Here is a 15224-nt window from a genome sequence, read left to right on the forward strand (position 1 = left end):
GACATGAGCAGCCGTCTCCAGAGTTCGGAGAGCGTTGCAGCGACCTGGAGCATCGCTGCCATCCTGGGCGCTGCGGTGCTTGTCCTGGTGCCCTACGCGCTGCTGCTGCACACCTTGCCCATCGGCCGGGACTCCGGTGTCTTCGTCTACACCGGGATGATCATGAACAGCGGGGGCATGCCCTACGTTGATTCATGGGATCACAAGGGTCCGCTGCTCTACATATTCAACGCGCTGGGGTACCTGCTCACGGGCAGCGCCAAGGGCATCATCCTTCTCGAAGGGCTGCTTCTCTTCGCCGGGCTGGCGATATCGATGTCCCTCTGGAAGAGGCTGTTGCCGACCTTTGCCGTCCTGCTGGCCGCGACCCTGCTCGTCTTGACCTACTGCGCGACCTTCGAGTTGGGAAACCTGACGGAATCCTGGTTGATTCCCTTCATCCTGGTGACCTATTCGCTGGCCTTCGTCCACTTCTGCGACGAGACGGTGTCGAACAAGAAGGGCTTGCTGGACTGGCTGTGCATCTCGCTCGGCATCTCGATGGCGGTCGCGATGCTGACTCGGCTCAACAACGGGATGGGCCTTGGTCTGCTCGCCCTTTACCTGATCGTCCTCGGCACGCGGCATCGGTTCAGGGCGGTCGTCCTGATGGGCATTTCATTCGCCGTGATCGTGCTGCCCGTTCTCTTCTGGATCTACCAGAAAGGCGCGATGGGCGCGTTCGTGGAGCAGTACTGGTCGTTCAATTTTGCGTACTCGCGCGGAGCGAGCCTCGTGGCACGGGTCGTGTCCGTGTACACGCTTTCGCAGGCCATCTTCCTTTCGCCTCTGGGCCTCGGCTGCCTGCTGGTGGGGGGGGCCGTCTTCCTGTCGAACACGCAGGTTCCCAAGGGAAAGAAGAACTCGTTCCACTGGCTGATGTTCACGGTCTTCTGCGTCGAACTGCTGTCGCAGATGGCCTCCGGAAGAGGGTACTTGCACTACGCTTCGCTCGCTTCGCCGGCACTCGCGCTGGTGTTCGTCGCCTTGCTGAACCTGGGTGGCGGCCCTGGCGGGTTCCTGTCCGGCGCGAGGAAGAACGCGAAGTGGGCGGTGCTCGTGGTTCCGGCCTTCGTGGTCGCGCTGGCGCCCGCGGCGTTCGCCTTGCTGGGTTCGTTGAAGCACGGCACCAACGTCCCGGGCTCGCCGGAAAACGAACTGGCCGACTATCTACAGCGCAATACCAGGCCCTCCGACCTCGTGCTGGTCCACGGTGCGGAAACCTGGCTGCTGGCTGCTGCCGGGAGGCGGTCCGCGACGAGCATCACCTACTACTACCCGGCGCTCTCCGGATTCAAGGACACGTACGGGAGGTACCAGGCGGACGTCCTGGGCAACAAGCCGCTGTACATCGTCGAGGCGCCCGATTCATGCGGCCTCTCCAAGGCGAACTGCGAAGGAAAGCCGGAGCAGTTTGCAGAGCTCAGGGCATTCCTGCAGAAGGCGTACGTGCACGAGCGTGACCTGGGCGGCTACAGATTCTGGCGCTACCGAGGCGCAGGAGGCTGAGGCTCGTAGCCCACGAACGGGCCGAAGAAGACCATGTCGCCCTGCAAGCCCTCGGCGATCTCGTTCTGCTTGGGCAGTTCGTCGATGAATTCGGGCCACGATTGCGCGACGTGTGCGGACCACTGGCGATGATCGAGCCGGGTGATGGGGCCTTGCGTATCCAGGAACTCGAAGCCCTGTGCCGTCAATCGGGTCACTGCGAGCGTGGTTGCCGACTCGTGGTTGTTCGCCGTCACATAGGCCGACACATACGCCCCTGCCAGCGATTTCGGCATTCGGCCGTTCGAGCCGCGTGCCACCTTCACATTGACCAGATACAAGCCGCGTCCCGGCGTCGGCTGCTTTGACTTGAACAAGCCAAACATTGATTTCGTCCCAAGAAATTGACCCGATATCGTAGCGCGGCGGGCATCCGCGCCCGGCCGGCACGCATTTTTAAGATTCTGTGAAGGATTGCTTAAGCAATTCTTAGCGGCGCGAAAAGGGGCCGATTCCTAGACTTCCTTCCCAGCAGGAGGTGCACGGTGCGCTTTCCGCTGCACCCCAAGGAAGGACACCCCAATGAACATCGATCAGCGCGAAATGCGCCAGGTTGCGGAGGCCGCGGCACCCCGCATCGACATGTATGCCGGCATCCACAAGGCGCTGCGCGCGCTCATGGCCGATAGGCTGCTCGCCCTCGGCCGCATGGACGTCGACGATGCGCTGGAACTCGCCCAGGTCACGCAACGCGTGCTGGAACTGCTGGAGTTCTGCCGCTCGCACCTGCAGCACGAGAACGAATTCGTCCACACCGCCATGGAGGCCCGCGCACCCGGCGCCAGCGGCCAGATCGCGCACGAGCACGCGGAACACGTTGAAGCGATCACGGCACTGGCAAACCAGACCACGGCGTTGCTTCAATGCGATGCCGAGGCGCGTGCCGCTGGGGCGCTTGCGCTGTACCGGGCGCTCTCGCTGTTCATCGCGCACAACTTCGAGCACATGCATGTCGAGGAGACGGCGCACAACGCGGTGCTCTGGGCGCGCTACACCGACGCCGAACTCATCGAGATCCACAATGCGCTGGTCGCCTCGATCCCGCCGCACGAGATGATGTTCGTGGTGCGCTGGATGGTGCCCTTCATGAATCCTGCGGAGCGCGCTGCGATGCTGGGTGACATGCAAGCCCATGCACCCGCTCCGGCCTTCGCGGCGGCGCTCGACGTGGTGCGCCCGCATCTGAGCGAGCGTGAATGGGCCAAGCTCGGCGCGAGTCTCCAACTGCCCGCAGGGCCGGGGAAGGTACAGGGCTGAGGCTACCCGGCGATTTCGATGAGTGCGACCGGCCGCTCCATGCGCAGGTGGAACCGGCCGCGGCCGGTCTTCTCGAGACGGATGTGCGGGCAGTTCTCCACCAGCCGGCGCTGCAGCAGTACCAGCCGCGCCTCCAGGTTGTCCGAGAGATCCGGCAGCCGGATGGCGGGATCGAGCCGAAGCTCGCGGTTGGTGAAATCGCTGCGGCCCTGTTCCGAGTACTCGCGCAGCAGCTTGCCGAGGATGGCGCCCGCCACGCCCTTGATCAGGTAGCTGTCGCCGATGAAGACGCTGTTGTTCGCGAGGTAGTGGCGCACCGGCACGGGCGCGCCGGTGGCCGATGGCGCACCGGCCGCACGCGGCTCCTCTGCAGGCGCCGTCGGCTCGTCCGTGGTGCGCAGCAACTCGAGCGCTGCGCCCAGGTGGCCCGCGATGGCGACGAGCGCATCCTCATCCTCGAAGCCGAAGCGCATGTCCTGCGGGCTTTCGACGAAGAGCGCACCCAGCAGCCTGCCGCTGGAAACGATGGGCACGGCCAATTGGCTGTGCGGCTCGGACAGCCCGGGAAAGCAGATCTCGGTGTCCAGCACGAGCCCGGGCTCGGTCTCGCGCATGCTGCTGCGCACGGCGTGGCTGTAGCTCGCTGCGTTGGTCATGTGGCTGATGCGCACCGGCGTGCGCTCGCGGGCGGCCACCCCGATCACGCCGTGTCCGATTTCGATCTCCGAACCGACCCCGGATGTCGCATACCCGCAACTCGCGACGGTGTAGAGGCGCTGCGTGGCGGTGTCCAGCATCAGCACCATGGCGTGGTGCACGTCCAGGTGATCGTTGAGCACGGCGAGGGTGGTCTGCAACAGCTCGTCCGTCGCGCCACAGGCGGCAAGGCGCTCGGCCGAGCGCCTTACGCCGGCCAGCAGGCCGAAGCGGGGAGGCTGCGGCGGCAGTCGATCGCCCTCGACGCTCTCGATGGCCTCCACTTCGTACACATCGGAGCCCAGCAGCCGGAAGACGCCGGCCATGCCCGAGTACGAGGCGATGCCGGCCAATTGCGCCTTCATGCTCTCGAACAGCGGGCCGCTGGTCTCCGTGCGCAGGTAGCGCAGATGCAGCCGGTAGTAGGCGGCGCTCGCCGGGTCGATCAGCAGGACGCTGCTGTAAGGGTTGGCAAGGATGTTCTGCCGTGTCTTGTTGAAGAACTGGAACGACAGCGCGACGTGGCGTTCGTCCACGTAGTTGACCTGCGAGATGTAGGCGACGTTGGGCGTCCCGTCTTCCGCGCAGGTGGACATGATGGCCGGGATCGCGCCTTCGAAGCAGCCACGGATCGCGTGCAGCGACAGGGGCGGGGAGGCCTGGGTCATGCCGGTGCGGACTCGGGCAGCGCGCTGCCGGCCTTGGGTCCGGGCGTCTGGTCGAAGGCCTCGCTGGGGTTGAAGCGCACGGCTACCAGCTCGGAAAGCCGGAACGACAAGATCGTCCGCACGAAGGGCACGTCGCACCCGACGAGCCCCAGTTCGTATTCCATCGACGCCAGGTAGCGGCGCAGGACCGGCAGATCCCCTTCGCCGGCTGCGCGGAGTTCCGCCCGTTGCGCCTTCACCTGCACGGTGCGGTGGCTCAGCGGCTCGCTGAACACCACGGCCAGGTGGCCGGTCGCGGCGATGTCCTGGAGCAGCTGGCGCGCCTGGCCGCGTGCGAGGAAGACGGTGACCTCCGTGCCGTCCGGCGTGATGCTCGCGGCCATCGCTCGCATCAGGCTGGGCCTCAGCGCGGCATTGCGCGACGAGACGATGGTCGACACGCCTTTGTCGATCATGGCGACGTGCTCGGGTTTCAACAGCGGGCGGAGTGGGACCTCGGGCATGGGGCAAAAGCCGGGCGTGAGAGACCGGCATTGTGATTCAAAGCCCTCGGCGACGCACGGTTCAGCTGTCGCGGCGCAGCCCGCTGGGCGTCAGGCGAACTGCCGGAACTCCTGCGCCGCCGGTGCCGTCATCCGCAGATGCCGCGTGGCCCCCGCCGTGCGCATCACGGCCGACAGCAGCGAGCGGAACCAGATGTGCCCCGGCGCCTGCTGGTTTCGCCCATGCCAGAGCTGGTAGAAGCGCATCGGCGGAAAGTCGATCGGCGACTGCACCACGGCCAGCGGGAGCATCGTCGCGAAGTGCTGCGCGAAATGCCGGCTGGTCGTGAAGATCAGGTCGGTGCCCGGCAGCAGGTGCGGCGCCATCGAGAAGTAGGGAACGGTCACCGTCGGGGTGCGCGCGAGGCGCTGGGCGGCCAGATGGGTTTCGACCACGCCGCGCTGCAGCGTGCTGTAGAGCTGAGGGACGACGTGGTTGCCTTGCAGGTAGTCGTTGACCATCAGGCCGTTGGCGCCCGGATGGTCGCGGTCGACCAGGCAGACGACCTCGTCCTCCAGCAGCAGGGTGGTGCGCAGGTGCTCGGGGGGCTGCGGCCAGTTGCCGATCACCACGTCGAGTTCGCCCTCGGCGAGGGCGGCATCGAAGTCGTAGTCCGGGCCCAGCGCCTGCATCAGCATCCGGGCCCCGGGGGCTGTCGTGCGCATGTACTGGACGACGGCGGCCATGAGCGGCGGAGCGAGGTAGTCGGGCGTGCCGATGCGGAACGTCTGCCGTGTGGTCGCCGGGTCGAAGACGTCGCCCGGCGACAGCAGGCCGTCGATCTCGCCGAGCACGGTGCGCACCGACGCTTCCAGCTGCAGCGCGCGCTCTGTCGGCACCATGCGCTGCTTGTCCTTGATGAGCAGCGGGTCGTCGAAGATGTCCCGAAGCCGCTTGAGCGCGGTGCTGACTGCGGGCTGCGACTGGTTCAGCCGCGTGGCCGCCCGCGAGACGCTGCGCTCGCTCATCAGCGTGCTGAACACGCGCAGCAAATAGGTGTCGAATGGGTCGTTGGAGCGTGACATGGGCGGTCGCTGCACAGCTTTGGTGCCTCGGCGCACCGGCGACAGTCGCCGGCGGGCTCCGGGGCAGAGCTTTGCTATGCCGCTGATTGCGGACTAGCGATTGGCGTGCCATGTTGTCGTTCCTAGAGTTCGGGCATCCCTTTTGCTGCAGGACACCATGACCACCACCACACACCCCACGCGCCGCGGCGCGCTCCAGTTGCTGGCTGCCGGCGCCGCCTCGCTCGCGTTGCCGGCGTTTGCCCAGTGGCCGGACAAGCCGATCAAGATCATCGTGACCTTTCCGGCAGGCGGGTCCAGCGACATCCTCGCCCGCGTGATGGGAGAGCAGCTGACCAGGAAGCTCGGCCAGGCGGTCGTGGTCGACAACAAGCCGGGCGCCGGCGGCACCATCGGCGGCGCACTGGTCGCCGCGGCCCCGCCGGATGGCTACACCTTCATGCTGTCCAACACCACGCCGATCGCGCTCGGGCCGTTCACGCTGGAGAAGCAGCCTTATGACCCGGTGAGCGCCTTCACGCACATTGCGTCTCTCGGGTCGGCGCCGCTGGTGATCATGGCGAGCAAGCCCTCGGGCATCACCACCTATGCCGAACTGGATGCGCGGGCCCGCAAGGAAGGGCGGCTGGACTTCGGTTCGGGCGGCCCCGGGTCGATCGGCCACATCCACGGTGAGCTGATCCGCAAGGTCACCGGGGCGAACCTGGTGCACGTGCCGTACCGTGGCGGCGCGCCGATGACGACTGATCTGATCGCCAACGTGATCCCCGTCGGCATCGACGTCATCACGGCCTACGTGCCCTTCTTCAAGAGCGGCCAGCTCGTGCCGCTCGCCGTGACGGGCGCCGCGCGCTCGCCGCTGATGCCGGAGGTGCCGACCATCGTCGAAGTGGGCCAGCCCAAGCTGGTGCTGGAGAACTTCTTCGGCCTCAGCGGCCCGGCCAAGCTGCCGGCGGACATGGTGGCGAAGCTCAATACCGCGTGCAACGAGGTGCTCGTCATGCCCGAGGTGCAGAAGAAGCTGATCGAGCTGGGCATCGTCGCCAAGCCGGAAAGCACGGCGCGATTCGAGAGCATCGTCAAGGAGCAGGTGGGCGTACTGGCCCCCACGGTGAAGGGCGCCGGCATCAAGCTCTGAGCGCTGCCGGCGGGTGCTTGCGCGGCGAAGGGCGCGGGCAGATGATTGCCCGTTTCGCCGAACGCAGGAGGTTTCGATGCCGCAACATCCATCCCTCGATCGCACCCGCCGCAGCCTGCTCATGGCGGGTGGTGCATGGGCCGTCTTCGCGTCGCTGAAGCCGGATCGGGCGCTGGCACAGGGTGCTGGCGCTACGCGCATCGGCGTCATCGGCGCGGGCCGCATCGGCGGGACGATCGGCGGGCTGTGGGTCAAGGCGGGCCATCCGGTGATGTTCTCGTCGCGCCACCCTGAAGAACTCAAGGACCTGGTCTCGGGACTCGGTCCGCTCGCCAGCGCCGGCACGGTGGCGCAGGCCATCGCTTTCGGCGACGCGCTTTTCATCGCCGTGCCCTATGGTGCGCTGCCGCAGATCGGCAAGGACTACGGTGGTGCGCTCAAGGGCAAGGTTCTGCTGGATGCGTGCAACGCCGTGGCCTCGCGCGACGGCAGCGTGGCCGATGAGGTGGAGCAGGAAGGCATCGGCGTCGTTTCGCAGAAATACCTGGCCGGCGCGCGGCTGGTGCGGGCGTTCAACACCATGTCGTACACGATCTTCGCGCGCGAGGCCAACCGGCCCGAGCCGAGGCTGGCGATCCCCATCGCCGGCGACGATCCGGAAGCCGTCAAGGTGGCGGCAGGCCTCGTGCGCGATGCAGGTTTCGATCCCGTGGTGGTCGGCAAGCTGGCCGACGCACGGCGGTTCCAGCGCGGCGGGCCGGGCTACGGCCAGTCGGTGAGCGCAGCGGAGCTCAGGCAGAAGCTGTCGCTCGCGCCATGACGGCGGCGCAGCGCTGGCTGCGGCGGGCAGTTCCCGCTACGCCGCAGGAACTGGCGGCGGCGCTCTGGTCCTTCGGTTATTTCTTCGCGCTCCTGGCGGGCTACTACGTGCTTCGACCGCTCCGCGATCAGATGGGCATCGCGGGCGGCACGCGGGCGCTGCCGTGGCTCTTCACGGCGACCTTCGTGACATTGCTGGTGGCGCAGCCCCTTTACGGCGTGCTCGTGGCGCGGCTGCCGCGCGCCAGGTTCATCCCTATCGTCTATCACTTCTTCGTCGTCAACCTCGCGGTGTTCTGGGTACTGCTGGCGCTCGGCATCGAGCCGGTGATCGTGGCGCGCGTCTTCTTCGTCTGGGTCAGCGTTTTCAACCTGTTCGCGGTGGCAGTGTTCTGGTCCTTCATGGCCGACCTCTTCACGAGCGAGCAGGGCAAGCGGCTGTTCGGCTTCATCGGTGCGGGCGGGACGGCAGGTGCGCTGCTGGGGCCCGCCATCACCATCGCGCTTTCTGTACCGCTGGGGCCGCACAACCTGCTGATCGCGGCCATCGTGTTCCTGGAGATTGCGGTGTTCTGCGTCCATCGGCTCGAACGCAGCGCCGGCGTGAGTCCGGGGCACCGGCGGGACGAATCGCGCGTGGGCGGCAGTGCCTTTGCCGGCTTGTGGGGGGTGCTGCGCTCGCCGTACCTGCTCGGCGTGGCCGCGTGGGTGAGCCTGCTGTCCTTCGGCGCGACGATGCTCTACTTCGCGCAGGCGAACGTGGTCTCGGCCACCGTGCAAGGCGCCGGCGCGCAAACGCGGATCTTCGCAAGCATCGATCTGGCAGTGGGGCTGCTCACGCTCGCGACGCAGGTGTTTGCCACGGGCCGTTTCCTGCAGCGTTTCGGCACCGGCGTGGCGGCGGGTGCGCTGCCTGCGGTCTATGTCGTCGGCTTTCTCGCGCTGGCCGTGGCGCCGACCCTGGCGGTGATCGTCGTGTTCCAGGTCGTCCAGCGGTGGATGAACTTCGCGATCGCCAATCCGGCGCGGCAGGTGTTTTTCACGGTGGTCGGGCGCGAGGAGAAATACAAGGCCAAGAACCTGATCGATGTCGTGGTCTACCGGGGCTCCGACGCGCTCTATGGCTGGGTGTACGACGTGCTGCACGCCGTAGGACTCAAGCTCGGCGCGATCGCGCTGTGTGCGGTGCCGGTGGTGTTTGCGTGGCTCATCCTGTCGGCGGCGTTGGGGCGCATGCAGGAGCGACGTGCCGGCGGCCCCGATTCGAGCCGCGAGGCCCGAAGGTGAGCTACTTCTTCGGCGTGTCCAGCCTCGCCTCGGCAGGAGCAAGCTTGCCGACGGCTGACCATGCGCTGGCGTCGAAGCGGAACTCGGCAATGGCGCAGGTGGGCATGTCGACGATCTCGCTCGACAGCCGGTTGGCGAGGTCGGTGAATTCAGGGTTGTGGCCGAAGAGCATCACGCAGTCCAGCGTGTCTTCCAGTGCGCCAATGACCGCCAGGAGGGAGACGGGATTGCTGGCGTAGAGCCGGTCATCGACAACGATGTCCTTGCGCCGGCAGCCGATCTCGTCTGCGATGAGTTGGGCCGTCGTCAGTGCGCGCAGCGCCGGGCTCGAGATGAGCAGATCGGGCTTCACCCCACGCTTGCCGAGGCGCCTGCCCATCGTGGGGGCATCGTGGCGGCCGCGGTCGTCCAGTGGCCGCTCGCGGTCGGGCAAGGACGGATCGTCTCGGCTCGATTTGGCATGCCGTACCAGGAAGAGTGTTTTCACGATCGGCTTTCGTTTCCGGTGAACTCTACGCCTCCTCGCGCGGAGGCTGACTGTCGTATCCACGTCTTCAGTAGGCAGGCTGACACTGCCAGGCGCCGCAGCCATACTAGGTGCTCCAAGAATGGAGGTAGCGTATGGCCCAGCACGCGATTACTGCTGTTCACTACAACGGCGACAAGATTGATCTCGTGGCCATTCACACGGTCGTCGAAAAGGAGTTCGGATCGTCGGAGTTGGCTCTTGGCACGGTACAACGGATCGGTATCGCGGAATGCGCCAGCCTCCTGGCCGCAGGCGAGGAGGTCTGCCTGGCGCGGCGCACCGAAAGCCACACCTGGGAAATCATCTGCGACGTCGAACTCTTGCCGGGCGGAAACGGCATCACCGGCGTCGACATCCTCGATCGACCCAACGATGCCTTGAAGAACCTTCCATCCTGGGACTAGCGACTGCGACTAGCCGTGCGGGTCGACGGCAAAGGACGCAACGATCGGCGCTACCGCTTCCAGGAGTTCGAAATCGCGGTCCGGAAGCGAAGCCGGCGCGAAATCGAAGTGGCACAGGACCCCCCACAAATGACCGCTCGGCGCGACGAGCGCGGTGCCGTGGTAGGAGAACAGGATCCCGTCGTAGGCGTGTCCTGCGAGTCTCGGGTCCTTGGACGAGTCGTCCGTCCGGAAGGGCGTGCCCGGCTGGATCCATTGCGCGAGGCTCTTGTTCAGCGGCATCGCCGAGAGGAACGGTGGGCGCCGCTTTCCCAGCGCGTCATGGAGGTACACGTTCTTCAGGATGAGTCCCGCGTATCGGTAGACCGCGGTGTAGCGGTGGGGCACCGGCTCGTTCAGGAATGCGAGGCCTCCCGCAAGACCCTCTGTCTTCAGGATCTCGGAGAACGTGTTCAGGACCTGGGCCGAGGCCATGCGAGATTATGTGTTCAGGTTTCGAGGGTGAGGAGCGGGACGTCCCGCTCGCGCGCCATCGCGTCGAGCTGGGCGCGCGTGCGGGTGCCGATCCAGCGTGCGATCGCCTCATGGGTTTCGGGAGCGGCCATGTCCGTCGATGCGGCTCCTGCCGCTTCGCACAGTCGGGCCGCGAAGTGAGGCTCTAGCGCGGCGACCGCCACGCGTCCGTCGGCGCAGGGATAGACGCGGTAGCCCGCATGAGCGCCCCCGACCGCCCCCGTTGGCGTCGTCAAGCCCCAGGTGCGCGGCAGCGCCAGCCAGTCGGCGGCGGCATTGAGTGCGACTTCGAGGTAGATGCCCGTTGCGTTTCCAGCGGTATGGCGCAGCGCCGCCGTCAATACCGCTTCGCTCGCGAGCAGCGCGCCGCCCATGTCCGCATACAGCGTGGGCGGCAACGCCGTGCCGGTGACGAGGCCGCTTTCGGCGAGATAGGTGAGGTCGTGGCCCGGCTCTTCGGCGCGTTCGCCGGGTGCACCGACGATCGCGACCTGCGACAGCTTCGGATGCCGCGCATGCAGCGCCTCCCAGCCCAGGCCCAGTTTGGCGAGCGCCGACGGCCTGAAGGAGGTCAGCAGCACATCGGTCTTCTCGAGCGCCTGATGCAGATGCTGCTGCCCGGCCTCGGCCTTGAGGTCGGCGACCTCGACCTCCACGCCCTCGTGCAGCGCGGCGTAGGCGCCCCGGTTGTAGTGGCCCATCGGGTCGCCCGAAGGCGGCTCGAGCTTGGTGCATTTGGCCCCCAGCGTACGGCAGCGCATCAGCGCGGCGGGGCCGGGCAGATTGAGCGCCAGGCTCAGCACGCGGACGCCGGCCAGCGGCGCGAATGTGGCGTTGGGAGAAGTAGCGGAAGAGGGGGTCGGCATGGGCGGCTCCTTGTCGGTGTCACCTCGGGAGCTTACCGGCTTGAGCCTTGCGCTCTACGATGCGGCTTGCAGAGCCTGTTCCACACCGAAGACAAAGGAGACCCTCATGTTCCAAACCGATCTCATGGCCGGCCAGCGCATCCTCGTGACGGGCGGCGGCACCGGCCTCGGCCGCGCGATGTCCGAGCGCTTCCTGGGCCTGGGCGCCGACGTCGCGATCTGCGGCCGCCGGCAAAGCGTGTGCGAGGACACCGCCGCCGAGTGGCGCAAGCAGTTCCCTGGGCGGCGCATCGACACCTTCGGCGTCGACATCCGCAATGCGCAGGCGGTGGACGAAATGGTCGAAAGCCTCTGGCAGTCGGGTGGGCTGACGGGGCTCATCAACAACGCAGCGGGCAACTTCGTCTCGCCGACGGAGGCGCTGTCGCCGCGCGCCTTCGACGCCGTGGCCAACATCGTCTTCCACGGCAGCTTCTACGTCACGCAGGCGGTGGGCAAGCGCTGGGTGTCCGAGGCCAAGGAAGGCAAGTGGAAAGCGGGTGACCCGTACCGCAGTGTGATGAGCATCATCGTGACCTGGGTCGACAACGGCAGTCCCTACGTGGTGCCGTCAGCCATGAGCAAGGCGGGCATCGAGGTGATGACGAAGTCGCTCGCGGTCGAGTGGGCGCGCTATGGCATCCGTCTCAACGCGGTCGGCCCCGGCGAGATTCCGACCGAAGGCATGAGCAAGCGCCTGAACCCCGGCGAGGAACCTGGCGCGCGCAGCAAGGCGACCAACCCGATGGCGCGCACCGGCATGATGAGCGAGCTGCAGAACCTGGCCGCCTTCCTGATGGCGCGCGGCCAGTGCGACTGGCTCACGGGCCAGAGCATCATGATGGACGGCGGCAGCGCGCTCGCGACCGGCGGCAACTTCTACGAGCTGCGGCAGTGGAGCGACGCGGACTGGCTGGCGGCGCGAGAACGCATCGAGGCGCAGAACCAGAAGGACAAGGCGCAGCGCTAGCGCCTCGCGAGGGCCTCAGGCGCGCTGCGGCGCCCGCAGCCACCCCAGCGTGCGTGCGGCGAGGCCCTGGTTGATCACCAGCCCGAGCAGCACCGCCGCGGTGCCGACCCACTGCGCCGGGCTCGGCCGCTCGCCGAAGCACACGGCCGCCGCGGCCAGCCCGACCACCGGCACGAGCAGCGAGAAGGGCACCACGCGGCCCGCGGGATGGCGCTGCAGCAGGCGGGTCCACAGCGTGTAGGCAAGCAGCGTCGCGAACCACGCGAGGAAGAGCACGGCGAGCACGGCGCCCAGATCCAGCCCCGCCAGCTGATGCAGCACCTTCTCGGGGCCATCGAGCGCCAGCGCGAACAGGCTGAAGGGCACGATGGGAAAGAGGCTGCTCCACACGATGAAGCCGAAGGGGTCGTAGCCCGGCGCGGCGCGCACCGCGAATCGCACCACGATGTTGGACGAGGCCCACATGAAGGCCGCCGACAGCGTGAGCACGAAGCCGATCAGCGTCATCTGCCCCGGCCCGTCGCCGTGCGCCATGGCAATCACCACCAACCCGGCGAGCGCCACGCAGAGGCCGAGCCACTGGCTCGGACGTGCGCGTTCGCCCAGAAGCGGCGCCGCCAGCAGCAGGGTGAAGAAGGCCTGGGTCTGCATCACGACCGAGGCCATGCCCGCCGTCATGCCCCATTGCAATCCGAGGAAAAGCAGCCCGAACTGCCCCAGGCCCTGCGCGAGCCCGTAGGCCGCGAGAAGGCGCCAGGGCAGTGCGGGCCGGCGCACGAAGAGGATCAGCGGCAAGGCGGCCGCGGCGAAGCGCAGGGCACCGAGCAGCATGGGGCTCAGGTCGCGCAGGCCCAGCTTCATCACGACGAAGTTCAGGCCCCAGATCAGCACCACGCCCATGGCGCGGCCGAAGTCGGCCCGGCTGAGGCTGGTCGCCTCCGTCATGCGGGGATCTCGCCGGGCCGGGTCGCCCGGCCGCAGCGCGCGGCCTTGAAGGCGAGGAAGGCCTCGAGGCTGGTCTTGCGTGGCACGTAGCCGAACTCGGACTTCAGCCGTGCGTTGGACAGCACCGGGCGATAGCGCAGGAAGTCCAGTTGCTCAGGTCCATACCTGCTGATGCCGAGGCGCGATCCCATCGCCAGCGCCAACCTCAGGAGCGATGCCGGCAACACGAGCATTGGCTTGCGAAGGATCGCCGCGATCTGCGACAGCGTGAGCGCGCCGTCGCCCGCGACGTTGAAGCAGCCGCCGCGGCCGGTCGTGATCGCGTGCACGACGCAGCCGGTCACGTCCTCGTCCCAGATGAACACGAAGGGGCTGTCGCTGCCGCGGATCGCCAGGATGCGGGGCTTGTCGAAGAGCGCCGTGATCTGGTTGTGGACGTGGTTGCCGAGGATGGTGCCGATGCGCAGCACGGTCTGGCGCAACGCAGGGTGCGAGGCGCGGTAGTCGGCGAGCATCTCCTCGACCAGCCGCTTGTGATGCGCATAGGCAAAGGCCTGGTTGCCGCGCAGCGCGTCGCCCTCGTCGATCCACGCCGGATTGTCGGCGTGGTAGCCGTAGGCCGCGCCGCTCGACGACACCACGATGTGTTGCACGCCTTCCGCCACGCAGGCCTCGAGCACGTTGCGCGTGCCGAGCACATCCACCGAATACTCGAACTCGCGCGTGCTGCCGGGCCCCGGCGTCACGATGGAAGCGAGGTGGACGACCGAGTCGATGGCGTGTGCGGCCAGGGTGGCGCGCAGTTCGGGCGCGCGCACGTCCTGCATGGCATAGGTCACGCCGGGAACGCGTCGCGTGGAGGGGACGTCACGGACGTCCAATGCGACCACGCAATCGAGATCGGGCAACCGCGCCAGAGCCGCCACCACCGTGCGGCCGAGGAAACCGTCGGCGCCGGTGACGAGCACCCGGCGCGCCGCGAAGGGCAGGGAAACATCCATGATTCAGGCCGATCGCGCGGCCGGTGAGGAAAGGGGGCGACGCGCCCACCAGGCGGCGAGCCCGAGGCCCGCAACGATGTCCCAGAAGCCCCAGACGCCGGCGACGACCGCCATGCCGCCGAGACCGCCGAAGAAGCTGAAGATCAGCACGAGACCGAGGCCCGCATTGCGGATGCCGACCTCGAAGCTGACCGCGCGCCGGTCGTACTCCGCGAGGCCGGTGGCCGTCGCGCAGGCGTAGCCGGTGGCAAAGGCCAGCGCGTCATGCAGAACCACGGCGAGCAGCACGAGGCTCACGTAGTCGAGGAAGTAGCGCCAGTTGCCGGCGATCGCCGCCAGGATGAAGCCGATCAGGCAGACGAAGCTCAGGATCCGCGCCGGCTTCTTGATGCGCATCGTGAGCGCCGGCAGGTAATGCGAGAAGGCCAGCCCGATGACGAAGGGCGCGCCGATGATCGCCACGATGTGCATCACCATCTCGCCCGGATTGAGCGCAATCGTCTTGAGCAGCGGTGCGGCCGTCGGATGGATGCCACCCCAGAACGCGAAGTTGAGCGGCATCACGACGATGGAGATGAGGTTCGAGATCGCCGTCATCGACACCGACAGCGCCACGTTGCCCCCCGCGCGGTGCGTGAGGATGTTCGACACGTTGCCGGGCGGGCAGCACGCGACGAGGATCATCCCCAGCGCAATGCTCGGCGCCGGTTGCAGCAGCAGCGTGAGCCCGAAGGTGACGGCGGGCAGCACGATGAACTGCGCCGCGATGCCGACCGCCATCGCCACGGGCATGCGCATCACGCGCTTGAAATCCTCGATGCGCGTGTCCAGTGCAATGCCGAACATCAGGAAGCCGAGCACCGCATTGAGCAGGACCAGCGAGGCCGGGTTGAAGTTGAGGCGCACCTCGTCGACGGGAAGCGGGAGCATGAGGCGT

17 protein-coding genes are annotated in these 15224 nt (G+C 67.2%); 7 read left to right on the forward strand and 10 right to left on the reverse strand.

Features of this window, described 5'->3' with window-relative positions:
• Positions 1–3 precede the first annotated feature (3 nt).
• Positions 4–1548, forward strand: coding sequence for a hypothetical protein (locus QTH90_RS02115; RefSeq protein WP_286662877.1), 1545 nt, complete (start codon positions 4–6; stop codon positions 1546–1548).
• On the opposite strand, the gene QTH90_RS02120 is transcribed toward QTH90_RS02115, so the two are convergent.
• The gene (locus QTH90_RS02120) at positions 1527–1904 is read right to left on the reverse strand and encodes a hypothetical protein (RefSeq protein ID WP_286662878.1); all 378 of its coding nucleotides are present in this window, start codon (positions 1902–1904) and stop codon (positions 1527–1529) included. The genes QTH90_RS02115 and QTH90_RS02120 overlap by 22 nt on opposite strands.
• A gap of 205 nt (positions 1905–2109) precedes the next feature.
• Here QTH90_RS02120 and QTH90_RS02125 point away from each other — a divergent pair, with 205 nt between their 5' ends.
• Positions 2110–2844 (forward strand): hemerythrin domain-containing protein, encoded by a 735-nt coding sequence (locus QTH90_RS02125; RefSeq protein WP_286662879.1) that lies wholly within the window; start codon positions 2110–2112, stop codon positions 2842–2844.
• Positions 2845–2846: 2 nt separating this feature from the next.
• Here QTH90_RS02125 and QTH90_RS02130 read toward each other — a convergent pair whose 3' ends face one another.
• The 3 genes from QTH90_RS02130 to QTH90_RS02140 form a co-directional block, all read right to left on the reverse strand.
• A complete protein-coding gene (locus QTH90_RS02130) occupies positions 2847–4208 on the reverse strand; it encodes a GAF domain-containing protein (RefSeq protein WP_286662880.1) in 1362 nt (453 codons plus the stop codon).
• Entirely contained in the window at positions 4205–4663 is a 459-nt protein-coding gene (locus QTH90_RS02135; protein WP_286662881.1) for a hypothetical protein, read from the reverse strand. Before QTH90_RS02135 ends, QTH90_RS02130 begins: the two co-directional genes overlap by 4 nt.
• 138 nt (positions 4664–4801) lie before the next feature.
• Complete coding sequence (locus QTH90_RS02140) at positions 4802–5776, reverse strand: LysR family transcriptional regulator (protein WP_286662882.1); 975 nt, start codon at positions 5774–5776, stop codon at positions 4802–4804.
• Positions 5777–5933: 157 nt separating this feature from the next.
• On the opposite strand from QTH90_RS02140, the gene QTH90_RS02145 reads away from it, so the two are divergent.
• The 3 genes from QTH90_RS02145 (at position 5934) to QTH90_RS02155 (ending at position 9020) form a co-directional block, all read left to right on the forward strand.
• A complete protein-coding gene (locus tag QTH90_RS02145) occupies positions 5934–6914 on the forward strand; it encodes a Bug family tripartite tricarboxylate transporter substrate binding protein (protein WP_286662883.1) in 981 nt (326 codons plus the stop codon).
• Positions 6915–6990: 76 nt separating this feature from the next.
• Entirely contained in the window at positions 6991–7734 is a 744-nt protein-coding gene (locus QTH90_RS02150; RefSeq protein ID WP_286662884.1) for an NADPH-dependent F420 reductase, read from the forward strand.
• Positions 7731–9020: an NTP/NDP exchange transporter gene (locus QTH90_RS02155; RefSeq protein ID WP_286662885.1), complete on the forward strand. Its 1290-nt coding sequence runs from the start codon at positions 7731–7733 to the stop codon at positions 9018–9020. Before QTH90_RS02150 ends, QTH90_RS02155 begins: the two co-directional genes overlap by 4 nt.
• A 1-nt stretch (position 9021) precedes the next feature.
• Here QTH90_RS02155 and QTH90_RS02160 read toward each other — a convergent pair whose 3' ends face one another.
• Positions 9022–9507 (reverse strand): SixA phosphatase family protein, encoded by a 486-nt coding sequence (locus QTH90_RS02160; protein ID WP_286662886.1) that lies wholly within the window; start codon positions 9505–9507, stop codon positions 9022–9024.
• A gap of 134 nt (positions 9508–9641) precedes the next feature.
• Between QTH90_RS02160 and QTH90_RS02165 the strand changes: the two genes are divergently transcribed.
• Positions 9642–9953, forward strand: a complete 312-nt coding sequence (locus tag QTH90_RS02165; protein ID WP_286662887.1) for a hypothetical protein — start codon at positions 9642–9644, stop codon at positions 9951–9953.
• A gap of 9 nt (positions 9954–9962) precedes the next feature.
• On the opposite strand, the gene QTH90_RS02170 is transcribed toward QTH90_RS02165, so the two are convergent.
• Both QTH90_RS02170 and QTH90_RS02175 read right to left on the reverse strand, forming a co-directional pair.
• Positions 9963–10427, reverse strand: coding sequence for a GAF domain-containing protein (locus QTH90_RS02170; protein WP_286662888.1), 465 nt, complete (start codon positions 10425–10427; stop codon positions 9963–9965).
• Positions 10428–10441: 14 nt separating this feature from the next.
• Positions 10442–11332 (reverse strand): CoA transferase, encoded by an 891-nt coding sequence (locus QTH90_RS02175; RefSeq protein WP_286662889.1) that lies wholly within the window; start codon positions 11330–11332, stop codon positions 10442–10444.
• Between the two features lie 106 nt (positions 11333–11438).
• On the opposite strand from QTH90_RS02175, the gene QTH90_RS02180 reads away from it, so the two are divergent.
• Entirely contained in the window at positions 11439–12341 is a 903-nt protein-coding gene (locus tag QTH90_RS02180) for an SDR family oxidoreductase (protein ID WP_286662890.1), read from the forward strand.
• Positions 12342–12356: 15 nt separating this feature from the next.
• Here QTH90_RS02180 and QTH90_RS02185 read toward each other — a convergent pair whose 3' ends face one another.
• Genes QTH90_RS02185 through QTH90_RS02195 form a run of 3 tightly spaced genes read right to left on the reverse strand, consistent with a single transcriptional unit; the run spans position 12357 to position 15217 of the window.
• Positions 12357–13286, reverse strand: coding sequence for an EamA family transporter (locus QTH90_RS02185; protein ID WP_286662891.1), 930 nt, complete (start codon positions 13284–13286; stop codon positions 12357–12359).
• Entirely contained in the window at positions 13283–14287 is a 1005-nt protein-coding gene (locus QTH90_RS02190) for an SDR family oxidoreductase (RefSeq protein WP_286662892.1), read from the reverse strand. Before QTH90_RS02190 ends, QTH90_RS02185 begins: the two co-directional genes overlap by 4 nt.
• Positions 14288–14290: 3 nt before the next feature.
• Entirely contained in the window at positions 14291–15217 is a 927-nt protein-coding gene (locus tag QTH90_RS02195; RefSeq protein ID WP_286662893.1) for a bile acid:sodium symporter family protein, read from the reverse strand.
• Positions 15218–15224: the final 7 nt, after the last annotated feature.

Source organism: Variovorax flavidus (assembly GCF_030317145.1).
Classification (GTDB): Bacteria; Pseudomonadota; Gammaproteobacteria; order Burkholderiales; family Burkholderiaceae_C; genus Variovorax; species Variovorax flavidus.

What these genes read in the sequence shown, in the direction of transcription:
- QTH90_RS02115 (WP_286662877.1), top strand. Translation starts at nt 4, where the DNA reads ATGAGCAGCCGTCTCCAGAGTTCGGAGAGCGTTGCAGCGACCTGGAGC.
- QTH90_RS02125 (WP_286662879.1), top strand. Translation starts at nt 2,110, where the DNA reads ATGAACATCGATCAGCGCGAAATGCGCCAGGTTGCGGAGGCCGCGGCA.
- QTH90_RS02130 (WP_286662880.1), bottom strand. Translation starts at nt 4,208, where the DNA reads ATGACCCAGGCCTCCCCGCCCCTGTCGCTGCACGCGATCCGTGGCTGC.
- QTH90_RS02135 (WP_286662881.1), bottom strand. Translation starts at nt 4,663, where the DNA reads ATGATCGACAAAGGCGTGTCGACCATCGTCTCGTCGCGCAATGCCGCG.
- QTH90_RS02140 (WP_286662882.1), bottom strand. Translation starts at nt 5,776, where the DNA reads ATGTCACGCTCCAACGACCCATTCGACACCTATTTGCTGCGCGTGTTC.
- QTH90_RS02145 (WP_286662883.1), top strand. Translation starts at nt 5,934, where the DNA reads ATGACCACCACCACACACCCCACGCGCCGCGGCGCGCTCCAGTTGCTG.
- QTH90_RS02150 (WP_286662884.1), top strand. Translation starts at nt 6,991, where the DNA reads ATGCCGCAACATCCATCCCTCGATCGCACCCGCCGCAGCCTGCTCATG.
- QTH90_RS02155 (WP_286662885.1), top strand. Translation starts at nt 7,731, where the DNA reads ATGACGGCGGCGCAGCGCTGGCTGCGGCGGGCAGTTCCCGCTACGCCG.
- QTH90_RS02165 (WP_286662887.1), top strand. Translation starts at nt 9,642, where the DNA reads ATGGCCCAGCACGCGATTACTGCTGTTCACTACAACGGCGACAAGATT.
- QTH90_RS02170 (WP_286662888.1), bottom strand. Translation starts at nt 10,427, where the DNA reads ATGGCCTCGGCCCAGGTCCTGAACACGTTCTCCGAGATCCTGAAGACA.
- QTH90_RS02175 (WP_286662889.1), bottom strand. Translation starts at nt 11,332, where the DNA reads ATGCCGACCCCCTCTTCCGCTACTTCTCCCAACGCCACATTCGCGCCG.
- QTH90_RS02180 (WP_286662890.1), top strand. Translation starts at nt 11,439, where the DNA reads ATGTTCCAAACCGATCTCATGGCCGGCCAGCGCATCCTCGTGACGGGC.
- QTH90_RS02185 (WP_286662891.1), bottom strand. Translation starts at nt 13,286, where the DNA reads ATGACGGAGGCGACCAGCCTCAGCCGGGCCGACTTCGGCCGCGCCATG.
- QTH90_RS02190 (WP_286662892.1), bottom strand. Translation starts at nt 14,287, where the DNA reads ATGGATGTTTCCCTGCCCTTCGCGGCGCGCCGGGTGCTCGTCACCGGC.
- QTH90_RS02195 (WP_286662893.1), bottom strand. Translation starts at nt 15,217, where the DNA reads ATGCTCCCGCTTCCCGTCGACGAGGTGCGCCTCAACTTCAACCCGGCC.